The organism is Autumnicola edwardsiae (assembly GCF_031846505.1).
Lineage (GTDB): Bacteria > Bacteroidota > Bacteroidia > Flavobacteriales > Flavobacteriaceae > Autumnicola > Autumnicola edwardsiae.
This window is the reverse complement of the sequence record NZ_JAVRHP010000025.1, coordinates 1-24,075: the sequence shown is the minus strand read 5'-3', so window position 1 is coordinate 24,075 and position 24,075 is coordinate 1. Positions and strand designations below refer to the sequence as shown.

Below are 24,075 nucleotides of genomic sequence, written 5' to 3'. Positions count from 1 at the left end.
TTTAGAAATAATGGAAGTTTTAAAGATAGCAACAGCGGGTAGCGTAGACGATGGTAAAAGTACCCTTATTGGGAGGTTACTTTACGATACGCAGTCTCTTACCTCAGATAAAATTGAGGCAATAGATAAAAGCAGTCGTAAAAAAGGACTTGATTACCTGGATTTCTCTTTGGCTACAGATGGTTTGGTAGCAGAGCGCGAACAGGGAATTACTATAGATGTGGCTCATATCTATTTTTCTACTAAAAAGAAGAGTTACATTATCGCTGATACTCCCGGCCACGTAGAATACACAAGAAATATGGTGACTGGAGCTTCAACCTCCCAGGCGTCCATTATTTTGATAGATGCCAGAAAAGGAGTGATCGAGCAGACTTACCGTCACTTTTTTATTAATAACCTGCTTCGTGTAAAAGAAGTAGTGGTGGCCATTAACAAAATGGACCTCGTCAATTATTCTGAAGAAGTTTTTAATGATATTGTTGCTGATTTTAGGAAACTTCAGGAAGAGAGTGATTTTAAAGAACAAAATTTGACTTTTATTCCGGTTAGCGCACTTTGGGGAGAGAATATAGCCGAAAAATCTACGGCAATGCCATGGTACAACGGTGATACGGTACTGGAGCACCTGGAAGATATTAAAGCCGAAGATTTTCAGGAAACTTCGCAGGCACGATTTGCTGTACAAACTGTAATCCGCCCTAAGACCGATGAGCATCATGACTTTAGAGGCTATGCAGGAAAAATTACAGGGAACAGCCTCAAAGTAGGGGATGAGGTAACCGTACTTCCATCTCTAACAACTTCAACTATAAAGGAAATATTCTTTTTTGATGAGAAATTTCAAGAAGCACCGGCAGGAAGTTCTGTGACTATTACGTTGACAGATGATATTAATGTGGCGCGAGGGAATACCCTGGTAAAATCTTCAGAAGTTCCACAAGAGTCAAAACAACTAAATGCTACTATTTGCTGGATGGACGGGAAGCCCCTTGTGCCGGGAAGTAAATATGTGCTTCAGCATAATACTAACGGAATATTGGCGAAAATTGACAAAATTGAAGGTCAGGTTTCCACAGATTTTGGTGGGATCAGCGAAGCTTCATCACTCAATTTAAACGAAATCGGGCAGGTTTCCATTAAATTAAGTAAACCGATTTTTGCAGATAATTTCGAGAAAAATAAAGCTAACGGCCGTTTTATACTTGTAGATACACAAACCAATACAACTTCTGGAGTTGGATTTATCAAGTAAATCATGAAATCAAACAAAACATCGTCCTCTATATGTATGTGCATGCGTTGTACAGCAAACACTTAGAAGTCCGTTTTATAAAATAAATTATAAAAGGTTCTTTTAAGTGTAAAAACTAAGAAGAACCTTTTTTATTAAGCACCTGTTTATAAGGTGATCCATTAAAATTTCATTATTATGCAAAGTTTTAGAACCGAAATCGAGAATCCTGTTGTTGAGAACGACATTATAGATTTAGAGAAAAGAATCAGGTTGTTCCGTGAAGGAAAAGCAGATGAAGAAAAATTCAGGAGTCTGCGTCTTGCCCGTGGTGTTTACGGCCAGAGGCAGGCAGGCGTGCAAATGGTTCGTATAAAACTTCCGTTTGGAAAAGTGACTTCTGAACAATTACATAGAATTGCAGATGTATCTGATGAATATTCTAAAGGAAGATTGCATATTACTACCCGGCAGGATATACAGATTCATTATGTGAGCCTAGATCGTACGCCAGAACTTTGGGCTCAATTGGAGAAAGATGATATCACTTTGCGTGAAGCCTGCGGGAATACAGTAAGAAATGTTACTGCGTCCCCAACTGCGGGGATAGACTCTAAGGAACCTTTTGATGTTTCTCCTTATGCCCACGCGACTTTTCAGTTCTTTTTACGGAATCCTATCTGCCAGGAAATGGGAAGAAAATTTAAAATGTCTTTTTCTTCTTCAGAAGAGGACACTGCATTAAGTTACCTGCATGATTTAGGATTTATTGCTAAAATGAAGGATGGAAAACGCGGATTTAAAGTGATGCTTGGTGGTGGTCTGGGTTCGCAGCCAAGACATGCAGATGTGCTTTATGAATTTATTGAGGCAGATAAGATTATTTCACTTACAGAAGGAGTATTGAGGGTTTTTGACCGTTATGGAGAACGTGCAAAAAGGATGAAGGCAAGGATGAAATATCTTGTAAAAGATTTGGGAAAAGATGCTTTTATGGAGCTGGTGGACGAGCAAACCACTGCGCTTTCTAAAAAAGAACCGGCTATTCAAATTGAAAAATTCGAAGCAGCACCGCCTTTACAGGATGTGGAAGTACCTTCAGTAGAAATTGAAGATCAGAAAGATTTTGAAGTCTGGAAAAGTACAAATGTACTTCCGCAGAAACAGGAAGGATTATTTGCTGTGGGCATTCGTGTTGCATTAGGGGATTTTTATACCGGTGGAGCAAGAAAACTGGCAGATTTGGTTAAAAAATATGCTGGAAATGAGATTCGTCTTACACTAAGACAGGATATCCTGGTACGTCACGTACGGGAAGAGTTTCTTCCGTTTTTTTATTCAGAACTAAAGAAATTGGGATATGCTGAAATCGGTTACGATAGAACAGTAGATATTACGGCATGTCCGGGAACAGATACCTGTAACCTGGGAATCGCGAGTAGTACAGGAATTGCAGATGTGCTGGAAGATGTGTTGAAGGAGGAATATCCGCAGTTTATAAACGGAAGGGATATTACCATCAAGATTAGCGGATGTATGAATGCCTGTGGCCAGCATAACATGGCAGAAATTGGCTTCCAGGGAATGTCTATTAAAATTGGTAAGACGGTTGCACCTGCACTTCAGATTCTACTTGGAGGTGGAACTTTGGGAGATGGGAATGGACGTTTTGCAGATAAGGTAATCAAAGTGCCAAGTAAACGTGGACCTGCAGCTTTCAGAATTATTCTTGATGATTATGAAGCAAATTCTACTCCGGAAGAAAGATTTATAGAATATTATGATCGCCAGGGTAAAACCTATTTTTATGATATACTGAAAGATCTTGCAGATACTTCTAATTTTACTGAAGATGAGTATGTTGACTGGGGTCACGAAAAACCTTATATTAAAGCAGTGGGAGTTGGTGAATGTGCCGGTGTGGTAATCGATCTTATTGCAACGCTTCTTTTTGAAAGTGAGGAGAAAATTGATAATGCAAAAAGTGCCCTGGATAGAAAAGACTGGGCAGATAGTATTTACCATGCCTACACCTCTATTGTAAATTCGGCTAAAGCTTTATTAATTGCTGATGATGTAAAAACGAATACACAGGCAGGTATTATTTCTCAATTTGATGAGCTTTTTGTGGAAACTGGAAAAATAGAACTTTCCACTTCCTTTAAAGAATTTGCTTATCAGTTGAATGAGCATGAGCCTTCAGAAGCTTTTGCCGTGAAATATTTAGAAGATGCGTCTTTATTTCTGAAGAGAGTAGATGCATATAGAACAAAGGAGGTACAACATGCATAATGCACCCAAATTAACAGTAGTAGGAGCTGGGCCGGGAGATCCGGAACTAATCACCATTAAAGCCGTGAAAGCGCTGGAGTCGGCCAATGTTATTTTGTACGATGCGTTGATTAATCGTGAACTACTGGAATATGCTCCGCAGGCAGAGCATATATTTGTGGGAAAACGCAAAGATAAACATCGTTATTCTCAGGATGAGATTAACGAACTAATTGTAAAGTACGCTCTGGAACGTGGAAACGTTGTGAGGCTTAAAGGAGGAGATCCTTTTGTCTTTGGAAGAGGTTCTGAGGAGATTAATTTTGCAAAAAGCAAAGGATTGGAAACTGCAATGGTTTCGGGAATTACTTCGGCTATATCTGTTCCTGCAGGTGTGGGTATCCCGCTCACGCAAAGGGGAACTTCAGAAAGTTTTTGGATAATAACCGGTACCACCACACAAAAAAAGTTATCTGACGATGTACGCCTGGCGGCACAATCTACAGCAACTGTGGTGATTTTAATGGGAATGAGCAAACTTGCTGAGATTGTCGAAATTTTCAGTCATTTTGGGAAAGGAAATATGCCGGTAGGAGTAATACAAAACGGGACAACAGTAAATGAAAAGTCAGGTTTTGGAACTATTTCGACTATTGAAGAAGTGGTTTCTGACAAAGGATTAACTGCTCCTGCGATAATTGTCATAGGCGAAGTGGTAAAGGAAAGAAATCAGGTGAGGAGGATTTTTAAAAACTTCGAGGTAATTCCTGGGAACAATTCAAAAGAATAGAAATGGAAGAACGAAACGAATTATATCCTGTTTTCCTAAAGGTCAATAAACTTAATATCCTTGTTGTTGGAGGTGGTAATGTGGGCCAGGAAAAACTACATTTTTTACTAAAATCGAGTCCAAATGCAAATGTTGAGGTTGTCGCCAAAAAGTTCCTGCCAGAAACGGCAGAACTTGCAAAAAAATTCGGCGTAAAAATGACCAAAGGAAGGTATAGGAGAAAATATCTTAAAAAGCGTCACATAGTTATTGCAGCAACTAATGACACCAAGCTTAATAAGCGGGTTCACAGGGATGCGAAGAAGCGCTACCTGCTTGCAAATATTGCCGATACACCAGATCTTTGCGACTTTTATATGGGTGGGATTGTAAATAAAGGGCATGTGAAAATTGCCATTTCCACCAATGGAAAGTCGCCTACCACTGCCAAGCGCCTGCGGGAATTTTTCGAGGAAGTAATCCCGGAAAATGTAAACCAGATGGTAGAGAATTTAAATGAGTACAGAAAATCCATTAAAGGTGATTTTGAAGCCAAGGTGGAACAGATGAATACTATAACCGAATCGTTAAAAGTTAAAAAAGATCGTAATGATTAAGACAGATATCCTGATAATAGGAGCCGGCCCCACCGGATTGTTTACCGTTTTTGAGGCTGGGCTATTAAAGTTAAAAACGCACCTTATAGATGCTTTGCCGCAACCGGGCGGGCAGTGTTCTGAAATTTATCCAAAAAAACCAATCTATGATATCCCTGCATTTCCAGAGATATTGGCTGGCGATTTAGTAGGAAATCTTATGGAGCAGATCAAACCTTTTGAACCTGGATTCACACTTGGTGAGCGTGCAGAAACTTTAGAGAAACTGGATGACGGGACTTTTATTGTAACTACCAATAAAGGTACAAAGCACCATGCTCCTGTAGTGGCAATTGCCGGTGGTTTAGGTTCTTTTGAGCCAAGAAAACCCCCTATCGATAACATTACAGATTACGAGGATAAAGGGGTTTCTTACTTTATTAAAGATCCGGAAGTTTACCGCGATAAGAAGGTGGTAATCGCAGGTGGAGGAGATTCAGCCTTAGACTGGGCAATTTATCTTGCAGATATTGCAGCTGAAGTTGCTCTGGTTCACAGAAGACGGGAATTCCGCGGAGCTTTGGATAGTGTAGAGCGCGTTTCTGAACTTGCAAAACTTGGCAAGATCGAAATGATTACTAATGCTGAAGTTGTAGGACTAAGAGGAGAAGATCAACTTGAAAAAGTGGTAATTCGTCATAAAGATACGGCCAGAGGAGAAGAGTTTAGGGAAGTAGATGACTTTATTCCGCTATTCGGACTGTCACCAAAACTTGGTCCTATTGGAGACTGGGGGCTGGAGATCGAAAAGAATGCGATTAAAGTAGATAATTCTTACGATTACCAAACCAACATTCCCGGGGTATATGCAATTGGGGATGTAAATACTTATAAGGGAAAATTAAAGCTGATTCTTTCAGGTTTTCACGAAGCTGCGATCATGTGTCAGAGTGCTTACGCGAGAATTTTCCCGGATAAGAAATATATCCTTAAATATACTACCGTTGGAGGCGTTCAAGGCTTCGATGGAAGTAAAAAAGAGGCTAAAAAAGAAGTAGTACAGAGTATAGGTTAATTAAAAACCTATAGCGAATATTTTTAAAAACCAGTGAGATTCTAAAATCTCACTGGTTTTTGTTTTTGATACTGTCTGGAATTTCTGAAGATATCGGCAGGGTCTTGAAGAACTTAACAGGACGATAATTGCCATTTTTAGGGCCCCTTTAAATTGGTCTGAATGCAGAGAAATTTTAACTTTGGATAAAATTCCGGTTTTATGAAAATCAATCTAAAAAGGCTTAACGACGCATACCACTTCGAAACGAAGAACGAACGTGGCGATATTGTTCATTTAGACAACAAATCTGAAGAAAATCCGCAGGGTTCAAGCCCTATGGACCTGTTATTAAGGGGGATTGCCGGCTGTAGTAGTATAGATGTGGTGATGATCCTTAAAAAACAGCATTTGGAACTGGAAGATCTTCAGGTTGAAGTTGAGGGTTTTAGAGAAGATGGAGCAATACCTAATGTTTTCAAGAAAATTCATCTTAATTTTATGCTGAAGGGAGACATTCCGGAAGCAAAAGCAAAAAGGGCGGTCAGTCTCTCTATGGAGAAGTATTGTTCAGTATCAAAAATGCTTGAAAAGGCTGCTGAAATATCTTTTGAAGTTAATTTAAACGGAAAATTGATTTAAACTACAAGTAAAAAAGAGAAAGAGTTAATGAGATAAGGAGATAATAACTATTTAGCTTTTTCCCTCTTTTCCTTTTTAACTTTTTGTTCAATTCATTTGTAAATTCAGGCCTTAGCCTTATATTTGCTGCATAAGTTCATAAATTTAAACATCGTTATCAAGAAAGGTTGAGGGATTAGACCCGCTGAAGCCTTGGCAACCCTCCTGTAATGGGAGAAGGTGCTACGTTCTACCACTCCGTAAGCGGCTTGGATAGATAACAAAAGAACACTTTCCTTCTTCTTTTTTTGATAATATTTTGAAATAAATCGAATGTCAAAAATAGAAGATCTACTTTCTAAAAAAATACTGGTTTTAGATGGCGCCATGGGTACCATGCTTCAGGAATATAAATTTTCTGAAGAAGACTTCCGTGGAGAGCGTTTTAAGAACTGGCCTGTATCGGTACAGGGGAATAACGATTTACTTTCCTTAACACAGCCCGAGGCAATTGCCGAAATTCATCGCAAATATTTTCTCGCGGGTGCAGATATTGTGGAAACCAATACTTTCTCCGGTACTACTATTGCTATGGCAGATTACCAGATGGAAGACCTGGTGTATGAATTGAATTATGAATCTGCGAGAATTGCTAAAAAAGTTGCTACAGAACTTACTGTAGAAGATCCCAAAAAGCCGCGATTTGTTGCCGGCGCGATTGGGCCTACCAATAAAACAGCAAGTATGTCGCCAGATGTGAATGATCCCGGGTACAGAGCCATTTCATTTGAAGAGCTTAAAGTAGCTTACCGCCTGCAGGCACAGGCATTAATAGACGGCGGGGTGGACATCCTGCTTGTAGAAACCGTCTTTGATACTTTAAATGCAAAGGCAGCCTTGTTTGCTATAGATGAGCTTAAGGAAGAGCTGAATGTGGACGTGCCCATCATGGTAAGCGGCACAATAACAGATGCTTCGGGGAGAACCCTTTCCGGGCAAACTGCAGAGGCTTTTCTTATTTCAGTTTCCCATATTCCACTTTTAAGTATAGGGTTTAATTGTGCTTTAGGTGCAAAACAACTTACTCCGCATCTTGAAGTCCTTAACAGGTACGCAAATTCCGGAGTGTCAGCTTATCCCAATGCTGGATTACCAAATGCATTTGGAGAATACGATCAGGATGCTGAAGAAATGGCAGATCAGATAAATGAATACCTGGAAAAGCGGCTGGTGAACATCATTGGCGGTTGCTGTGGTACTACTCCAAAACATATTAGAGCTATTGCTGAAATTGTCAAAAATTACCAGCCGCGGGAAATTCCTGCTGGGAATGAAATGGAGCGTCATGCTGAATTTGATTCAGCGTCTCAACCTTAAGTGTAATAATAAAGTATGAGGCCCGGAAACAAATTCTGGGTGACGAAAGAAATAGAATATGAATAAATCAACAGATAATTCAGATATAAAAAGCAAAGGTTCCTTCCCTTTGGGGAGGCCGGGAGGGGCTATTAGACCTTTAAAACTCTCTGGCCTTGAGCCTTTAGTAATAACCCCAGACAGTAACTTTGTAAATGTAGGAGAACGTACCAATGTTGCAGGATCCAAAAAATTCCTAAGACTAATTAAAGAGGAAAAATTTGATGAAGCCCTGGAAGTAGCTAGAGATCAGGTAGATGGTGGCGCTCAGATTATTGACATTAACATGGATGATGGCCTTATAGATGGGAAAGAGGCCATGGTCAAATTTTTAAACCTGGTGGTGGCAGAGCCGGATATTGCCCGTGTTCCTATTATGATAGACAGCTCAAAATGGGAAATTATTGAGGCCGGACTTCAGGTGGTGCAGGGAAAATGTGTGGTGAATTCCATCAGTTTAAAAGAAGGGGAAGAAGAATTTGTTAGCCACGCCAGAAAAATAAAAAGGTACGGTGCTGCGGTAATTGTAATGGCTTTTGATGAAGTAGGTCAGGCAGATAATTATGAACGCCGGGTGGAGATTGCCAAGAGATCCTATGATATCCTGGTGAATAAAGTAAAATTCCCACCTGAAGATATCATCTTCGATTTAAATATTTTCCCGGTGGGAACGGGAATGGACGAGCACAAACGCAACGCCATAGATTTTATTGAAGGAACGCGCTGGGTAAAAGAAAACCTTCCGCATTGCAGTGTAAGTGGAGGGGTAAGTAATGTTTCTTTTTCCTTTCGGGGAAATGATCCTGTTCGGGAAGCGATGCATTCTGTTTTTTTATATCACGCTATTAAGGCGGGAATGAACATGGGAATCGTGAACCCCGCTCTACTGGATGTTTACGACAATATACCCAAAGACCTGCTGGAGCATGTGGAAGACGTAATTCTCGACAGAAGGGAAGATGCCACAGAGCGTATGCTGGATTTCGCAGAAAATGTTGTAGGGACAAAAAGAGAGAGTAAGGTAGATCTCTCCTGGAGGGAAAAGCCTTTGCAGGAGCGAATTACGCATGCCCTGGTAAAGGGAATCGACGCCTTTATTCTCGACGATATTGAAGAAGCACGTCAGGAAGCAGATAAGCCTATAGAAGTTATTGAAGGCCATCTGATGATAGGGATGAACGTGGTTGGTGATCTCTTTGGAAGCGGGAAAATGTTTCTTCCGCAAGTAGTTAAATCTGCCCGGGTGATGAAAAAAGCAGTGGCTTATCTTTTACCTTATATCGAGGCAGATAAATCACAGAAGCGGCAGTCGGCAGGGAAGGTGCTTATGGCCACTGTAAAGGGCGATGTGCACGATATTGGTAAAAATATTGTAAGCGTTGTTTTGGGCTGTAATAATTACGAAATTATAGATCTGGGGGTCATGGTCCCACCTGAAAAAATTATTGAAACTGCTAAGACTGAAAATGTGGATGCGATTGGGCTTAGTGGTTTAATTACACCTTCATTGGATGAAATGGTTTTTTTAGCCAAAGAAATGCAACGTCAAAATTTTGAGGTGCCTTTGTTGATTGGTGGTGCGACAACTTCTAAGGCGCATACTGCTGTAAAAATAGATCCTCAGTACAATTTTGCGGTAGCGCATGTAAATGATGCTTCCCGGGCTGTGACCGTGGTAGGTGATTTACTTAAGGAAAGCACGCGGGAAAAATATAAAAGCGATCTTAAGGAAGAATACGATAAATTCCGGGCAAACTTTAAAAAGCGAGGTAAAGTAAAAAGTTTTCTGAACCTGTCGCAGGCCCGCAGGAATAAGTATATGATAGATTGGAAAGATACATCCATTAAAAAACCCAATAAACCCGGCGTACAGGTTATTGACGGTTTCGACATAAGGAAACTTGTTAAATATATCGATTGGAGTCCGTTTTTTAGAAGCTGGGATTTGCACGGTCGGTATCCGGATATCTTGAAGGATGAGAAAGTGGGGGAGCAGGCAAGTGTTTTATTTGAAGATGCAAAGCAAATGTTGAACAGGATCCTGGATGAAAAACTGCTGAAAGCAAAAGCAGTGTTCGGACTTTTTGAAGCAAATACGGTTAATAGTGATGATATTGAAGTAAAATTTCAAGAAGAATCTGAAGAGAAAACAATGCTTTTCCGCACATTAAGGCAGCAGCTTAAGAAGCATGGGGAAAAGCCAAATTTCGCCCTTGCAGATTTTATTGCACCAAAGGAAACCGGGATCCAGGATTATATAGGTTTCTTTTGTGTAAGCACAGGTTTTGGAACCAGCGAATTGGCTGCACAATTTGAAAAAGATCACGACGATTATAATTCAATTATGGTTAAAGCCCTTGCCGATCGTTTAGCTGAAGCTTTTGCAGAATATCTTCATAAGCAGGTTCGTACTGAAGACTGGGGCTATGCTCCAGATGAGAATCTTTCTAATGAAGAATTGATTAAAGAAACGTATAAAGGAATAAGACCGGCACCTGGATACCCGGCCTGTCCCGATCACCTGGAGAAACTGAGTATCTGGGAACTTTTGAAAGTTGAAGAAAGAATAGGGGTGAAATTAACCGAAAGTCTGGCGATGTGGCCGGCGGCAAGTGTAAGTGGTTACTATTTTGCGAATCCCGAAGCCCGCTATTTCGGACTCGGGAAAATAAAAGGAGACCAGGTAAAGGATTTTGCCGAAAGAAAAGGGATTACGTTCGAAAAAGCCGGGAAATGGCTTAATCCAAATATTGCGGATTAATAAACGTCATTCGAAAGACCTCACAGGTTTTCAAAACCTGTGAGGTCTGGAAGAAAAGTTGGGTAGACCCGCAAGGTTTTAAACTCCTGTGAGGTCTGGAGGAAAAAATCAATAAGACCTGCAAGGTTTTCAAAACCTTGTAGGTCTAATAAGATCAGAAGATTTTAGATTAGTATTATATCAAACTAAAATATTTCAGCTGCTCAAAGATTTAGAAACGAGTTTTAGAATGACGGGATAAAAATTAAAACTATTTAATGCGTTAGGGATTGCAGCGGCATCCTTTTTTTACCGGTACGTAGCGCAGCGGAGTGCCATAAAAAAAGATAAAGCACAAAGCCCGGCCTGTAAGGCAACGCCCATATAAAAAGAAATTTTAGGTTGACATGAAAGTTACAGAACACATTAAAAATGCAAAGGGTAAAACATTGTTTTCTTTTGAAATCGTGCCGCCCAAAAAAGGTAAAAACATTCAGGAGCTATACAATAATATAGATCCTTTAATGGAATTTCAACCGCCTTTTATAGATGTGACAACTTCCCGGGAAGAATATGTGTATGTGGAAAGAGAGGGGCTTCTGGACAGGCAAATTACCCGTATGCGGCCGGGAACCGTGGGAATTTGCGCCGCGATAAAGCATAAATACAATGTAGATACCGTCCCTCATGTACTTTGTGGTGGCTTTACCAAACAGGAAACTGAATATCTCCTGGTGGATTGCCATTATTTGGGTATTGAGAACGTTATGGCGCTTCGTGGAGATGCCATGAGCCATCAGAAATATTTTGAACCTTCAGAAGGTGGTAATAATTACGCTTGTGAGCTGGTGGAGCAAATTGAGAATTTGAACCAGGGAAAATATTTGCACGATGTTATTGAGGCAGATCATAAATCTGATTTTTGTATTGGAGTTGCCGGTTATCCGGAAAAGCACCTGGAAGCACCTTCCTTAAAAACTGATCTCAGGCGCTTAAAGGAGAAAGTTGATAAAGGTGCAGATTATATCGTAACACAAATGTTTTTTGACAACAGCAAATATTTCAAGTTTGTAGAAGATGCGAAAAAAGCAGGTATTAATGTGCCCATAATTCCGGGTATTAAGCCGATTGCTACCATGCGCCACTTGCAATTATTGCCGCAGGTATTTAGGATAGATCTTCCGGAGCAATTAATTTCAGAAGTCGAAAAGTGCAAAAGTAACGCAGAAGTACGGCAGGTAGGCGTAGAGTGGTGTATTGAACAGTCTAAAGAGTTAATGGACGCTGGAGCGCCGGTTTTGCATTACTATTCTATGGGGAAAAGCTCCAATGTTCAGCAAATTGCAGAAGCTATATTTTAGCTGAAATAAGAGAGGTGCCAAAAATGGCAATTATCGCAAATGTATTAGATTTGCGGTGCCATGAATAAATTTGTCCTCTACCTACTTTTGTTTTGCTGCGGAATAATAAATGCGCAGGAGAAAGCTTCCAGATTTTATTCGGTAGATGCCAATTATTTTTATGGAACAATTCTGGAGCACAGTCCGGATATCTCCCACCTTATAACAGGCCATCCTACCGGTGTAATACTCAGTTTTCAGCGTAAAACCTATGGGTTTGAAGCCTGGGAGCGACGTTATAATTATCCCGATGTTGGTTATTCTCTAAGTTATCAGGATCTAAAGAATCAGCACCTTGGGGAGAACGTGGGGTTGTATGCGCATTTAAGTTTCTATTTTTTACAACGGAATCTAATGTTCAGGGTAGGGCAGGGGCTGGCTTATGCTTCTAACCCCTACCATCCGGACGATAATTACCGGAACAACGCATACGGTTCCCGGATTTTAAGTTCCACTTACCTGATGAGTAATTTCCACAGGGAAAATATCTACAAAGGATTTGGCCTGCAGGCGGGAATTTCGCTGCTCCATTATTCCAATGCCGATTTTAAATCTCCTAATAGCAGTACAAATACGTTAACTTTTAATATTGGGGTGAATTATTTGCTGGATTATGAAGATGAACCGGCTTACATTCCAAAAAATCCTGAAGAAAATGATTATACCGAACCTGTTCATCTCAATGTTGCTCTTCGCGGCGGAGTGAATACCATGGGAGTGATAGGATCTGCACGATATCCGTTTTTAACCGCTGCGGTCTTTGCAGATAAAGTGATAAACAGAAAAAGCACATTACAGGCAGGTGCCGAATTTTTTTATTCCCGGGCTCTGGAAGAATATATTTATTACCAGGCTGTTGCTTTTCCCAGTGGACATACCACGGGCGACGAAGATGCAAATCGCGTAGGATTGTTTGCCGGACATCAGCTAACTTTTAATAAACTTTCTGTTGTTACGCAGCTGGGATATTATATTTACTACCCTTATACTGAATATGTGGACCAGCTTTACATAAGGGCAGGATTGCGCAGGAAGTTGAGCGAACATTTCTGGGCTTCGGCTACCGTGAGGGCGCATGGTGCAAATGCTGAAGCTGTCGAATTTTCTTTAGGTTACCGATTATAGATGAAGATGAAAAAAAAATTCTATATCCTGCTACTTGGAATCGTGCTGTACGGATGCTCACCCGACGAGGCTGCCACCTGCTTTAAAGGAACGGGGGAAATTGTGCGGGACGAAGTTGAATTAGAAGCTTTTGATGAAATAATAGTTTATGAAAAAGTGAAATTATTTATTCAGCAGGGACCGGAACAGAAAATAGTTATTGAAACTGGTGAGAATTTAAGAGATGAGGTTTCGGTTGAAGTAGAAAATTCGAGGTTGAGTATTAAAAATGGCAATTCCTGTAACCTGTTTCGGGATTATGAGGTCACCAAAGTTTATGTTACTGTTCCCAACCTCACCTGGTTACAGAACAGTAGTGGCAGCACGATAGAAAGTACAGGGGTATTGAAATTTGCCAATTTATGGCTGCGATCTTTTAACCAGGAAGAAGATGCTTCTGTTCGAACGGTTGGAGATTTCAAACTGAACCTGGACGTTGAAAACCTCCGAATTACGAATGACCAATATTCCAATTATTTCCTCTCCGGAACGGTGGAAAATTTAAATGTATTCTTTGCTGCCGGAGATGGAAGGCTGGAGGCAGCAAAACTGGTTGTTCAGCACTGTGACATCTTTCACCGCGGAACAAATAAGATGATCCTGAATCCGCAGCAATCACTTTCCGGGGAAATAAGAAGTAGTGGAGATGTGATTTGCGTTAATAAGCCGCCGGTTGTGGATGTAGAAGAGTTCTATACAGGAAAGCTCAGTTTTATCATCCCCTAAATCCCCGAAGGGGACTTTTTAGTATTAGGAGCGGAGTCGAGGAGAGAGGATCCAAAATTCGAATGAGAGAGTTTAGAAAGAAAAAATTCCGTACTCAAATCACAATTTTTGATCCTTTTGGTTTCAAAAGATCGATAATTGCCAAATTTGATGCCTCACTTCTAACACGTTTAAAAATTTCTTTTGGTCACCTTTAGCGGAGCAAAGAATTTCTGAATCGCACTTCCAGGATTAAAAATTTCATTTGTGAAATTTTTTCTACGAAGCTCCCCCTTCGGGGGTTGGGGGGATCGTAAGTTCCGCGAAAAGGCTTTCCAGGTTTTTGGTTTTCCGGTTGAGTTGAAGCGTTTTTAGTCCGTTATCATGTGCGAAATCAAACACAGCGGAGCGCATATCCTTTTTAGCGTCAAAGCGAAGTTCGTAAGCAAAGCCGCCAATATTTTTGGCACTAATGAGGTGCGGAAGTTTGTTGAGGGCCACATCTTCAATGCGGTAATCAAATTCCACTATGATAATTTGCTCATTTTCGTCCCGTAGTTCTGCCATTTTCTTATCGGCCACTACTTTACCGTGATCTATAATAATTACCCTTTCGCAAATCGCTTCCACTTCCTGCATGATATGGGTAGAAAGGAAAACAGTTTTATTCTTACCAATATTCCTGATAAGGTTCCTTATTTCCACAAGCTGGTTTGGATCCAGCCCGGTGGTAGGTTCGTCCAAAATCAGAACTTCAGGATCATGAAGTAATGCTGAAGCCAGGCCAACACGCTGCCGGTAACCCTTGGAAAGCTGCTCAATTTTTTTGTCCGCCTCAGGAGTAAGACGGGTAAGTTCAATTACTTCTTCTATTCTCTCTTTATCAATATTGTAGACCTTTGCATTAAAAGCAAGATATTCCCTTACGTACATTTCGGTATACAGTGGGTTATGCTCCGGCAAATACCCAATTCCCTTTTGAATTTGATGAATATCATCTGTTAAGTGGATTCCGTTTACTACAGCTTTCCCTTCAGAAGGAGGTAAATAGCCGGTAAGGATCTTCATTAAAGTAGATTTTCCTGCCCCGTTGGGGCCTAAAAAACCAACAATTTCGCCATTTTCAATAGAAAATGAAACTGCATCCAGGGCTTTTTGATTTCCGTAGAATTTTGAGATTCCTTCAATTGAAATAGACATAGCACTTTTTTTTTCAAAAGTAATAATTAATTACCATCTATAGGAGCGGGGGAAATTCAGGTTTCTTGCCCTCCTTTATAACATCAATTTTTACGTTTAAACTATTCGGAATAAAGCCTTAGTAAATGTGACAATTTTTAGTAATTTTTTCGTAAAAACAGAATTCCGAAAAGGAATTAATAAAAAGTTAAAAAAAGAATAAAAACTATTCCTGTTTTTGAAATTTAATGCTACTTTAGCCACGTAACAGTGAAACAATGAACAACTTAATTACCTGGAACGCATTTTATTATTTTTATTTCTATACCAGAGATAGGATCGGGAATGCTTTGTAATTAACTGTGCTGAAATTATATAAGAGTCTCGATCTAAAAGTCGGGACTTTTTTTTTTAGAGCAAATTTTAAATGGATAAAAAAGTAGCAATTCAGGGAATTCAAGGTTCCTTTCATCATTTGGTGGCACAGGAGTACTATCATAAAAGTATAAACGTGCTGGAATGTATGTCTTTTAGAGAGCTCGTTTCGGCATTAGTTTCTGGAGAAGCAAATGAGGCGGTTATGGCTATAGAGAATTCTATTGCGGGTTCCATTTTGCCAAATTACGCCATGATCGATGAAAATAACATAAAAGTGATTGGAGAGCATTACATCCCAATAGATATGAACCTGATGGCTTTGCCCGGGCAATCTATAGAAAAGATAAAAAAAGTTTTTTCACATCCCATGGCATTGCTGCAGTGTAAAGATTTTTTCAAAAAATATCCGCATATTAAATTAATTGAAGATGCAGATACCGCTGAAGTCGCCAAGAGAATATATGAAAAGGAGCTAAAGCATGTTGGTGCGGTGGCAAGTAAAGCTGCAGCGCAGATTTTTAACCTTGAAATGCTGGCAGAAAGTATCCATACCAAGAAAAGTAATGCTACCCGCTTCCTTATTTTGAGTATGAAGAAGAAGGAGCCCAATGGCGAAATTATTAATAAGGCATCTTTAAAATTTGAGCTGGAAAGCAAGCGGGGAAGCCTGGTTTCGGTTTTAAATATCATCAGGGATTTTGATTTGGATATGACGAAGATCCAGAGTATGCCAATTATTGAAACACCCTGGAAATATTCATTTTTTGTGGATGTAACTTTTGATGAGTACGAAGGTTTTAAGAAGGCAATGGAGATCCTGGAAGTGATGACTGAACAATTAAAAGTATTAGGTACATATAAAAACAGTTTGTAATGGTACAGGCAAAACGATTAGATGAGGTAAAAGAATATTACTTTTCCAGTAAACTCAGGGAGGTGCGGGCCCTCGAGGCTGCAGGAAAGCCCATTATTAATTTGGGTATTGGTAGCCCAGATTTACCACCGCCGCCGCAGGTAATTTCGAAACTGAATGAGGCACTTAGCAATCCCGGGGCTCATCAGTACCAGCCGTACAGGGGAACTGCCGATTTTAGAAATGCCATTCGGGATTTTTATAAGAACCATTACCAGGTAAGCCTGGATCCGGAGACAGAAATTATTCCTTTAATGGGGAGCAAGGAGGGGATTACCCATATTTCCATGGCTTTTCTTGATAAAGGAGACCAGGTTTTAATTCCAAATCCGGGTTATCCAACCTATTCTTCGGTGACGAAGTTGGTAGAAGCCGAAGCTGTTTACTATAATTTGAGCGCTAAAGGAAACTGGCTTCCAGATCTGGAAGAATTAGCTAAAAAAGATTTAAGCAAGGTAAAACTAATGTGGGTTAATTACCCTCATATGCCCACCGGTGCTTCGGCTAACGATGAATTTTTTGCAGATTTGGTGGCGTTTGCCAAAAAATGGCAAATATTGATCATAAATGATAATCCTTACAGCTTTATCTTAAATGACCATCCCGAAAGTATTTTAAAAACTGAAGATTGCAAAGATGTTGTGCTGGAACTGAATTCGCTGAGCAAAAGTTTTAATATGGCCGGTTGGCGTATTGGAATGCTCTGCGGAAGTGAAAAAAACATCAATACCATCCTGAAGGTGAAAACCAATATGGATAGCGGAATGTTTTATCCTTTGCAGGCCGGTGCTGCTGAAGCTTTACGCCTGGATAAAAAGTGGTTTACCGCTCAAAATGAAATTTATAAACAACGGAAAGAGAAAGTTTTGGAACTTGCTGAGGCGCTTAATTGCACTCCGGAAAAAGATCAACAGGGAATGTTTGTGTGGGCTAAGGTGCCGGAAGGAGAAACTTCAGAAGGTTTTGTGGACCATCTTTTACATACCCATGATATTTTTACTGCTCCCGGATTTATTTTTGGCAGCCAGGGAGAAGGTTACATCAGGTTTTCCCTTTGTACAAACGAAGAGAATATTTCCGAAGCCATTAAACGAGTAAAAAAATGAAAGTTTATATAATAGGAATCGGACTTATTGGAGGTTCTTTTGCACTTGACGTGAAAGCAAATTTTCCGGAGGCAAAAATCTTCGGAATAGATGCCAGCAACGCAAATCTTGCCAGGGCCAAGGAATTGAAGCTGATAGACGAAAAAGCTTCTATGGCAGATTTAAAAGAAGCTGATGTAGTGTTTGTGGCCGTTCCCGTGGATGTTAGTTTAGGGGTGATTTCGAAGGCTCTGGATCAGGTTGGTGAAAATACGCTGGTTATAGACGCGGGATCAACAAAATCAAAGCTTTGCCAGGCGGTTTCCAATCATGAAAACCGAAGGAATTTTTTGGCGGCCCATCCAATTTCAGGTACCGAATATTCCGGACCCGAAGCTGCAACTCCGAATCTTTTCAGGGATAAAACGAATATTATCTGTGAAGTGGAAAAAACAGCTTTTAAACTTCAGGAAAGGGCGTTGGAAATCTTCAGCAAACTTGGAATGCGAATACGGTATATGGATCCTGAATCCCATGACCGGCACATTGCATACGTCTCCCATCTGTCACATATAAGTTCATTTATGCTTGGCAAAACGGTTTTGGAGAAGGAAAAGAACGAGCGGGATATTTTTGATCTTGCAGGCAGTGGTTTTGCTTCAACAGTAAGGCTGGCAAAAAGCTCACCCGCGATGTGGACGCCAATTTTCGAGCAGAACAAAGAGAATGTGCTGGAGACTTTAAATGGATATATCAGTAACCTTACGCAGTTTAAAAACCTTATCGAAAATGGGGATTTTGAGGAGGTCTTTAATGAAATGGAAAGAACAAATCATATAAAAACAATCTTAAACGGAATCAACTAATACTACTTAAATTATATTGAAAAATGGAAAACAAGAAAGAACTTAGAAACTGGCTGGATGCTTTTGGACTTGATCATCCTTTGGTAATCGCCGGGCCTTGTAGCGCCGAAACCGAAGATCAGGTTTTGAAGATTGCACATCAGCTAAAAGATACAGATGCGACAGTTTTAAGGGCGGGAATCTGGAAGCCAAGAACAAGACCAGGTAATTTTGAAGGTGTTGGTGCACTTGGATTAAAGTGGCTTAAAAAGGCAAAGGAAGAGACAGGAATGTTAACTACTACAGAGGTTGCAAACACTGCTCATGTAGACCTTGCCTTAGAAAATGATGTGGATATTCTCTGGATTGGGGCGCGCACTACTGTTTCTCCGTTTATTGTTCAGGAAATAGCAGATGCACTAAAGGGAACAGATAAGACCGTTTTGGTAAAGAACCCTGTAAATCCTGATTTATCCCTTTGGTTAGGAGCTGTAGAGCGATTTTACACTGCAGATATTAAAAACCTGGGAGTAATACACAGAGGATTTTCGGCTTACGAAAAGACTAAATACCGAAACAACCCCGAGTGGCAAATTGCTATTGAACTTCAGAATAAATTCCCTGATCTTCCATTAATCCTTGATCCTTCCCATATTGCCGGGCGTCGTGATATTATTTTTGATCTTTGCCAGACTGCACTGGATTTAAATTATGACGGAATTATGGTAGAAACCCATCATACTCCTGATGATGCATGGAGTGATGCGGCGCAACAAATAACTCCTGCAACACTAGTTCAGATTATGAAAGATTTGAAGATTAGAAAAGAAATTTCAGAAAGTGAAGAATTTCAGAATAAACTCAGCAACCTAAGGGCGCAAATTGATGTTGCCGATAATAAGTTAATAGAACTGCTTGCAAAAAGGATGAGAGTTTCCGACGAAATTGGAAAAGTTAAGAAAGCACAGAATGTTTCTGTTCTTCAGACTAAAAGATGGAACGAAATTCTTGGAAAAATGGTGTTGGAAGGAGAGCAACACGGGCTTAGCGAAGAATTTATTCTACGTTTATTTAAGGCTGTACACCAGGAATCTATTAACCACCAGGAAAAAGTGATGAATTCTTAAAAAGGATTCTTTCCAATGTTTGTTAGATGGAAAACTTATCCTAATAGAAATAAGAAAGCCTCACTACTACAGCGAGGCTTTCTTATTTTTTTGATATGTCTACTTTGTATAGGCCAGTCGTCTTGAGGCTTTACGCATAAGTGTATTAATCAAGCCATCTGTACTACTGCCAAGGCTGCCAACAACCCTTTTGTTATAATTCCAGAGAAGTTCTCCATCCATGGCGTTGTTTACGCTCATATTAATTGTGGCAGAATTTGTGGCTCCCCAAAAGCCAACAAGAACGCCAAGTGCAATGGAAGCACCGTCAGACATTGGCTTATCGGTTTCAAAGTTACCGCCAATAACAGCGTCCACTTCTAAGAGTTCGGCCAGTTCTTCTGGTGTAAGGGCGGTAAGATCATAAATCTTGTTCTTCGCCAATATGGCATTAGTTCGCTTTGGATCCTGAACGTCGATAAACAATTTGCCGCGGCTTTTTCTTTTCAGGAACCATGAGTACATGGCGGCTTGTACAGCAGATCCTTCGCTTTTTTCCATTTCTGCCAGCTGTTCAACTGAAATTTCTTTCATTTGTTTAGGCCGTAGGCTTACCTTTGCAGTAAATGGCAAAATGGCAATTATTTTATGCTCTTTTGCAATCTGATCGAATTTCGGGTTCTCATACAGGTGAGTCTGTGAAATTGATGAAAGTCCGATCAAGAAGAAGAATATCGGAATAAAGAATTTTTTAGTAATTTTTTGCATGATGATTAATGATTAAATTTACGCGATCAAATATATGCGAAAATATGATTGATTTAACAAAACATTAGGATAATATTAATATTTAATGAAAGGAACGGTTTACAAATCTACAGGCAGCTGGTACCAGGTTAAAACTGAATCTGGAGAACGCTATAACTGCCGTATAAAGGGAAAGTTCCGTATCAAAGGAATTAAAAATACAAATCCTGTTGCGGTAGGTGATAAGGTTATTTTCGATCTGGAAGAGCAACAAGGGGAGGAGCAGCAGGGAGTGATCAAGAAAATTGAAGAGCGGGAAAATTACATTATCCGTAAATCTGTAAACCTTTCTAAGCAAACCCATATTATAGCTTCAAATATAGACCAGGTTTTCCTTATAGTTACGCTCAATAACCCACCTACTTTCACAACATTTATGGACCGGTTTCTGGTTACTGCTGAAGCTTACGATATCGAAGCAGTCATCCTCTTTAATAAAACAGATACTTATTCTGAAGAAGAAGTGCTGGAAGTAAAATTCCTCGCTCAACTTTACAGGGATGTTGGTTATAAATGTGTGGGAATTTCAGCAAAGACCGGTAAGAATGTAGATAAGGTTAAGGAAATGATGGTTGGAAAAACAAGTATGTTTTCGGGTCATAGCGGGACAGGAAAATCTACGCTCATCAATGCATTGGAATCTTCATTGGATTTAAAGACTTCAGAAATTTCTGAACAACACCGGCAGGGGCAGCACACTACTACATTTGCTGAAATGTTTGACCTTAGTTTCGATGCCAGAATTATTGATACGCCCGGGATTAAAGGTTTTGGAGTGGTGGATATGGAAAAGGAGGAAATTGGGGATTACTTTCCGGAATTTTTCGCGTTAAAACAAGATTGTAAATTTCATAATTGTCTGCACCTGGAAGAGCCGCATTGTGCTGTAAAAGAAGCTTTGGAAGAGGGAGATGTAGCCTGGTCCAGGTATAAAAGCTATTTACAAATAATGGAGGGTGAGGATGAGAATTACAGGATAGACAATTATCAAAAGAAATGAGAGTAGTATTACAAAGAGTTTCAGAAGCGTCTGTAACTATTAATCACCGTGTAAATGCGGTAATAAAACAAGGTCTCGTTATTTTATTAGGTATTGAAGATGAGGATACAAGTGAGGATATCGAATGGCTGTGTAATAAGATTGTAAAAATGCGCATCTTTAATGATGAAGATGAGGTGATGAATCTATCCTTACTGGATATTGATGGAGACGCAATTGTGGTAAGTCAGTTTACACTCCATGCCAGCACTAAAAAAGGAAATCGTCCCAGTTATATAAAAGCAGCCAAACCGGAAGTAGCGGTTCCTCTTTATGAAAAATTTATTGAAGTGCTGTCGGAAAAACTAGATAAAATAGTTGGAACTGGAGAGTTTGGAGCAGATATGAAGGTCGCTTTGGTCAATGATGGTCCGGTGACAATTTTGATGGACTCTAGAAATAAAAGTTAAAATTTCTTAAAATTTTATATATTGCGAATGTAATTCTACCATTCCATCACAGTGTATAAGATATTTCTTGCTTTTGTTCTAGCGTCTTTAAGTTTTACCTTAAACGCTCAAAATTCCCAATTACAAGGTTTTTTACTGGATCCAAGCCTCACTGCTAATGCGAATGCCGTTATCAGGAAAAACTCTATTGAGGTGGAGGTTCTGGCGGTAAACAAGATGCTTATCCGTCGTAAAAAAATTATTACCGTGCTTAATAAAAAGGGTGATGGTTTTGCTGTTGCATCCACCTTTTATGATAACAACCGGACGATAAAGAATCAGGAAGCTTTTATATATAATTCTTTTGGAGATGAGGTTCAGCACTATAAAAAGCGGGATTTTAAAGATCAAAGTGCTGTGGGAGGTTCTACTTTTCATTCAGATGAGCGGGTGAGTTACCTGAATTATACCCCAAGAAGTTACCCTTACACAATATTATTTGAAAGTGAGATAGAGACAAATAGTACAATTTTTCTGCCTCCATGGAAACCTGTTTATGGTTTTTATGCAAGTGTTGAAAATTCTTCTTATCAATTACTTAATCCGGCCAAAATCCCTATTCGTTTTGATGAGCGAAATCTTGAAAACTTCGCTATTAATAAGGAAACTTCAGAACATGAACTTAGTTATAGCGTAAAAAACATCCCTGCCTATGTCCCTGAAAATTGGGCGCCAGACCTGGAGCAATTTACTCCTGGAGTTTTAATAGCGTTAAATAACTTTGCCCTAGTAGGAGTTACTGGTAACGCCACCAACTGGCGGGAATTGGGAAAATGGCAATATGATAACTTACTTAAGGGCAGGGATAAATTACCTGAAGGGACTATTTCAAAAATTGCATCCCTTACAAAGGATGCCAAAACAATAGAGCAGAAAGCTGAAATTATTTATAAATATGTTCAGGAAAATACACGGTACATAAGTGTACAACTGGGCATTGGAGGTTGGGAGCCGATGTTGTCTGAAGATGTTGACAGGCTGGGTTACGGAGATTGTAAGGCACTTACAAATTATACCAAGGCCTTGTTGGAATCCCAGGGTATACCTTCTAATTATGCAGTAGTTTATGCAGGAGAGGAGAAACAAAACATAGATGCAGATTTTGCCTCTATGCAAGGCACTCATGTTATCCTTAACATTCCCCGGGAAGAGGAGGATATATGGCTGGAATGTACAAGCCAGACCATGCCCTTTAATTACCTGGGAGATTTTACTGATGACAGGGATGTGCTGTTAGTGAAGCCTGAAGGTGGAGAAATTGTACGTTCTAAAATTTACACTGCATCTGAAAACCTCAGGAAAAGTAGTTCTGAGATTATTTTACAGCCAAACGGCGCCTTTACTACCAATTTTGAGCGTAGGAGCAATGGTATTTTCTACGGAAATATTTATAGGATAAAAGATCAACAGGCAGCGATTCAGGATATTGTTTATAAAGAAGATTGGGGACATTTACAGGGATTGAAAATAGCATCTGTAGGGTACAATGATGACAAGGATAAAAAGCAGTTTACAGAAGAGCTACATTTTACCGGACAAAAGTATGCCACAAAAGCCGGCAAAAGGTTACTCTTACCTGTAAGTTTTTTAAACCTGAACACATTTAATACTGCAGGTGATGTAGAAAGGAAATTGCCGCTTGAGATTAGAAGGGGAAAAACAATAGTTGATAGATTCAGTTTTGTACTGCCTGAAGGGTTTGAGGTAGAGTCAATTCCGCAATCTGCGAGCATAACTTCAGAATTTGGAAATCTGGACCTGCAGCTTGACTTAATAGAGGACGAAGAGGAGAAAAAGATTGAGGTAATGCGGGAATTTCAACTCAAAAAGGGTTTATGGCCTGCAGAAGCATACGTCAAGTTCAGGGACTTCATATCCCGTGTAAATTACATAAACAATCAAAAAGCAGTTATTAAAACCAATCTTTAAACACATGCGCAATTTTCTATTTATTCTATTCCTTGTTACAATAAACGTGATAAACGGGCAGGACTATCGTTTTGGAAAAGTTTCTGAAGAAGAAGTTCTGGAAAAAGTTCATCCCCTGGATTCCACAGCAAACGCCGCCATTCTATTTAGAAGTCAGGTCACTTATTATGAATTACATCAAAGTATTGGATTTACCTTAGTGACCGATGTTTACGAGCGTGTAAAAATCTATAATAAAGACGGTTTTGACTGGGCTACCAAAGAGATCACTGCCTATCAAAACAATTCCGATCGTGAGAAAATTAGTAGTGTTAAAGGAAATACATACAATATAATAGATGGTAAGCTTGAAGAAGAAAAGTTGCACAAAGACGG

The 24,075-nt window shown here is 39.8% G+C and carries 20 protein-coding genes, 1 pseudogene and 1 riboswitch; of the genes and pseudogenes, 19 read left to right on the top strand and 2 right to left on the bottom strand.

Annotation, left to right across the window (positions count from 1 at the left end; genetic code table 11):
* Positions 1-10: 10 nt before the first annotated feature.
* The 11 genes from RM529_RS06785 to RM529_RS06735 all read left to right on the top strand — a co-directional run bounded on the left by RM529_RS06785 (position 11) and on the right by RM529_RS06735 (position 13,991).
* Entirely contained in the window at positions 11-1,255 is a 1,245-nt protein-coding gene (locus RM529_RS06785; protein ID WP_311484000.1) for a sulfate adenylyltransferase subunit 1, read from the top strand.
* A 177-nt stretch (positions 1,256-1,432) separates the two neighbouring features.
* Entirely contained in the window at positions 1,433-3,526 is a 2,094-nt protein-coding gene (locus RM529_RS06780) for a HEPN domain-containing protein (protein ID WP_311483999.1), read from the top strand.
* Entirely contained in the window at positions 3,519-4,295 is a 777-nt protein-coding gene (gene cobA / locus RM529_RS06775) for a uroporphyrinogen-III C-methyltransferase (RefSeq protein ID WP_311484018.1), read from the top strand. The genes RM529_RS06780 and cobA overlap by 8 nt, the downstream gene beginning before the upstream one ends.
* A gap of 2 nt (positions 4,296-4,297) precedes the next feature.
* A complete protein-coding gene (locus tag RM529_RS06770; RefSeq protein ID WP_311483998.1) occupies positions 4,298-4,891 on the top strand; it encodes a precorrin-2 dehydrogenase/sirohydrochlorin ferrochelatase family protein in 594 nt (197 codons plus the stop codon).
* The gene (locus RM529_RS06765; RefSeq protein WP_311483997.1) at positions 4,884-5,945 is read left to right on the top strand and encodes an NAD(P)/FAD-dependent oxidoreductase; all 1,062 of its coding nucleotides are present in this window, start codon (positions 4,884-4,886) and stop codon (positions 5,943-5,945) included. The genes RM529_RS06770 and RM529_RS06765 overlap by 8 nt, the downstream gene beginning before the upstream one ends.
* Positions 5,946-6,146: 201 nt before the next feature.
* Positions 6,147-6,566, top strand: a complete 420-nt coding sequence (locus RM529_RS06760; protein WP_311483996.1) for an OsmC family protein — start codon at positions 6,147-6,149, stop codon at positions 6,564-6,566.
* A gap of 151 nt (positions 6,567-6,717) precedes the next feature.
* Positions 6,718-6,829, top strand: a riboswitch (SAM riboswitch).
* A 49-nt stretch (positions 6,830-6,878) separates the two neighbouring features.
* A complete protein-coding gene (locus tag RM529_RS06755; protein WP_311483995.1) occupies positions 6,879-7,922 on the top strand; it encodes a homocysteine S-methyltransferase family protein in 1,044 nt (347 codons plus the stop codon).
* Positions 7,923-7,980: 58 nt separating this feature from the next.
* A complete protein-coding gene (gene metH / locus RM529_RS06750; RefSeq protein ID WP_311483994.1) occupies positions 7,981-10,722 on the top strand; it encodes a methionine synthase in 2,742 nt (913 codons plus the stop codon).
* Between the two features lie 386 nt (positions 10,723-11,108).
* The gene (gene metF, locus RM529_RS06745; protein ID WP_311483993.1) at positions 11,109-12,062 is read left to right on the top strand and encodes a methylenetetrahydrofolate reductase [NAD(P)H]; all 954 of its coding nucleotides are present in this window, start codon (positions 11,109-11,111) and stop codon (positions 12,060-12,062) included.
* A gap of 60 nt (positions 12,063-12,122) precedes the next feature.
* Entirely contained in the window at positions 12,123-13,226 is a 1,104-nt protein-coding gene (locus RM529_RS06740; protein ID WP_311483992.1) for an acyloxyacyl hydrolase, read from the top strand.
* Between the two features lie 6 nt (positions 13,227-13,232).
* A complete protein-coding gene (locus RM529_RS06735; protein WP_311483991.1) occupies positions 13,233-13,991 on the top strand; it encodes a head GIN domain-containing protein in 759 nt (252 codons plus the stop codon).
* 258 nt (positions 13,992-14,249) lie between these two features.
* Here the strand turns inward: RM529_RS06735 and gldA are convergent, their stop codons facing one another.
* The gene (gldA, locus tag RM529_RS06730) at positions 14,250-15,170 is read right to left on the bottom strand and encodes a gliding motility-associated ABC transporter ATP-binding subunit GldA (RefSeq protein WP_311483990.1); all 921 of its coding nucleotides are present in this window, start codon (positions 15,168-15,170) and stop codon (positions 14,250-14,252) included.
* Between the two features lie 406 nt (positions 15,171-15,576).
* Between gldA and RM529_RS06725 the strand changes: the two genes are divergently transcribed.
* Genes RM529_RS06725 through RM529_RS06710 form a run of 4 tightly spaced genes read left to right on the top strand, consistent with a single transcriptional unit; the run spans position 15,577 to position 19,497 of the window.
* Positions 15,577-16,401 (top strand): prephenate dehydratase, encoded by an 825-nt coding sequence (locus tag RM529_RS06725; protein ID WP_311483989.1) that lies wholly within the window; start codon positions 15,577-15,579, stop codon positions 16,399-16,401.
* Positions 16,401-17,546 (top strand): pyridoxal phosphate-dependent aminotransferase, encoded by a 1,146-nt coding sequence (locus tag RM529_RS06720; RefSeq protein ID WP_311483988.1) that lies wholly within the window; start codon positions 16,401-16,403, stop codon positions 17,544-17,546. The genes RM529_RS06725 and RM529_RS06720 overlap by 1 nt, the downstream gene beginning before the upstream one ends.
* Positions 17,543-18,391 (top strand): prephenate dehydrogenase, encoded by an 849-nt coding sequence (locus RM529_RS06715; RefSeq protein WP_311483987.1) that lies wholly within the window; start codon positions 17,543-17,545, stop codon positions 18,389-18,391. The genes RM529_RS06720 and RM529_RS06715 overlap by 4 nt, the downstream gene beginning before the upstream one ends.
* A 23-nt stretch (positions 18,392-18,414) precedes the next feature.
* Entirely contained in the window at positions 18,415-19,497 is a 1,083-nt protein-coding gene (locus tag RM529_RS06710) for a bifunctional 3-deoxy-7-phosphoheptulonate synthase/chorismate mutase type II (protein ID WP_311483986.1), read from the top strand.
* A 99-nt stretch (positions 19,498-19,596) separates the two neighbouring features.
* Here the strand turns inward: RM529_RS06710 and RM529_RS06705 are convergent, their stop codons facing one another.
* Entirely contained in the window at positions 19,597-20,070 is a 474-nt protein-coding gene (locus RM529_RS06705; protein ID WP_311483985.1) for a hypothetical protein, read from the bottom strand.
* 259 nt (positions 20,071-20,329) lie between these two features.
* On the opposite strand from RM529_RS06705, the gene rsgA reads away from it, so the two are divergent.
* From rsgA to RM529_RS06685, 4 genes and pseudogenes are all read left to right on the top strand, one after another.
* The gene (rsgA, locus tag RM529_RS06700) at positions 20,330-21,283 is read left to right on the top strand and encodes a ribosome small subunit-dependent GTPase A (protein ID WP_311483984.1); all 954 of its coding nucleotides are present in this window, start codon (positions 20,330-20,332) and stop codon (positions 21,281-21,283) included.
* Positions 21,280-21,732, top strand: coding sequence for a D-aminoacyl-tRNA deacylase (gene dtd / locus RM529_RS06695; RefSeq protein ID WP_311483983.1), 453 nt, complete (start codon positions 21,280-21,282; stop codon positions 21,730-21,732). Before rsgA ends, dtd begins: the two co-directional genes overlap by 4 nt.
* Positions 21,733-21,783: 51 nt before the next feature.
* Complete coding sequence (locus RM529_RS06690) at positions 21,784-23,700, top strand: DUF3858 domain-containing protein (protein WP_311483982.1); 1,917 nt, start codon at positions 21,784-21,786, stop codon at positions 23,698-23,700.
* A 4-nt stretch (positions 23,701-23,704) separates the two neighbouring features.
* Positions 23,705-24,075: pseudogene (locus RM529_RS06685) on the top strand (transglutaminase); the annotation flags it as partial.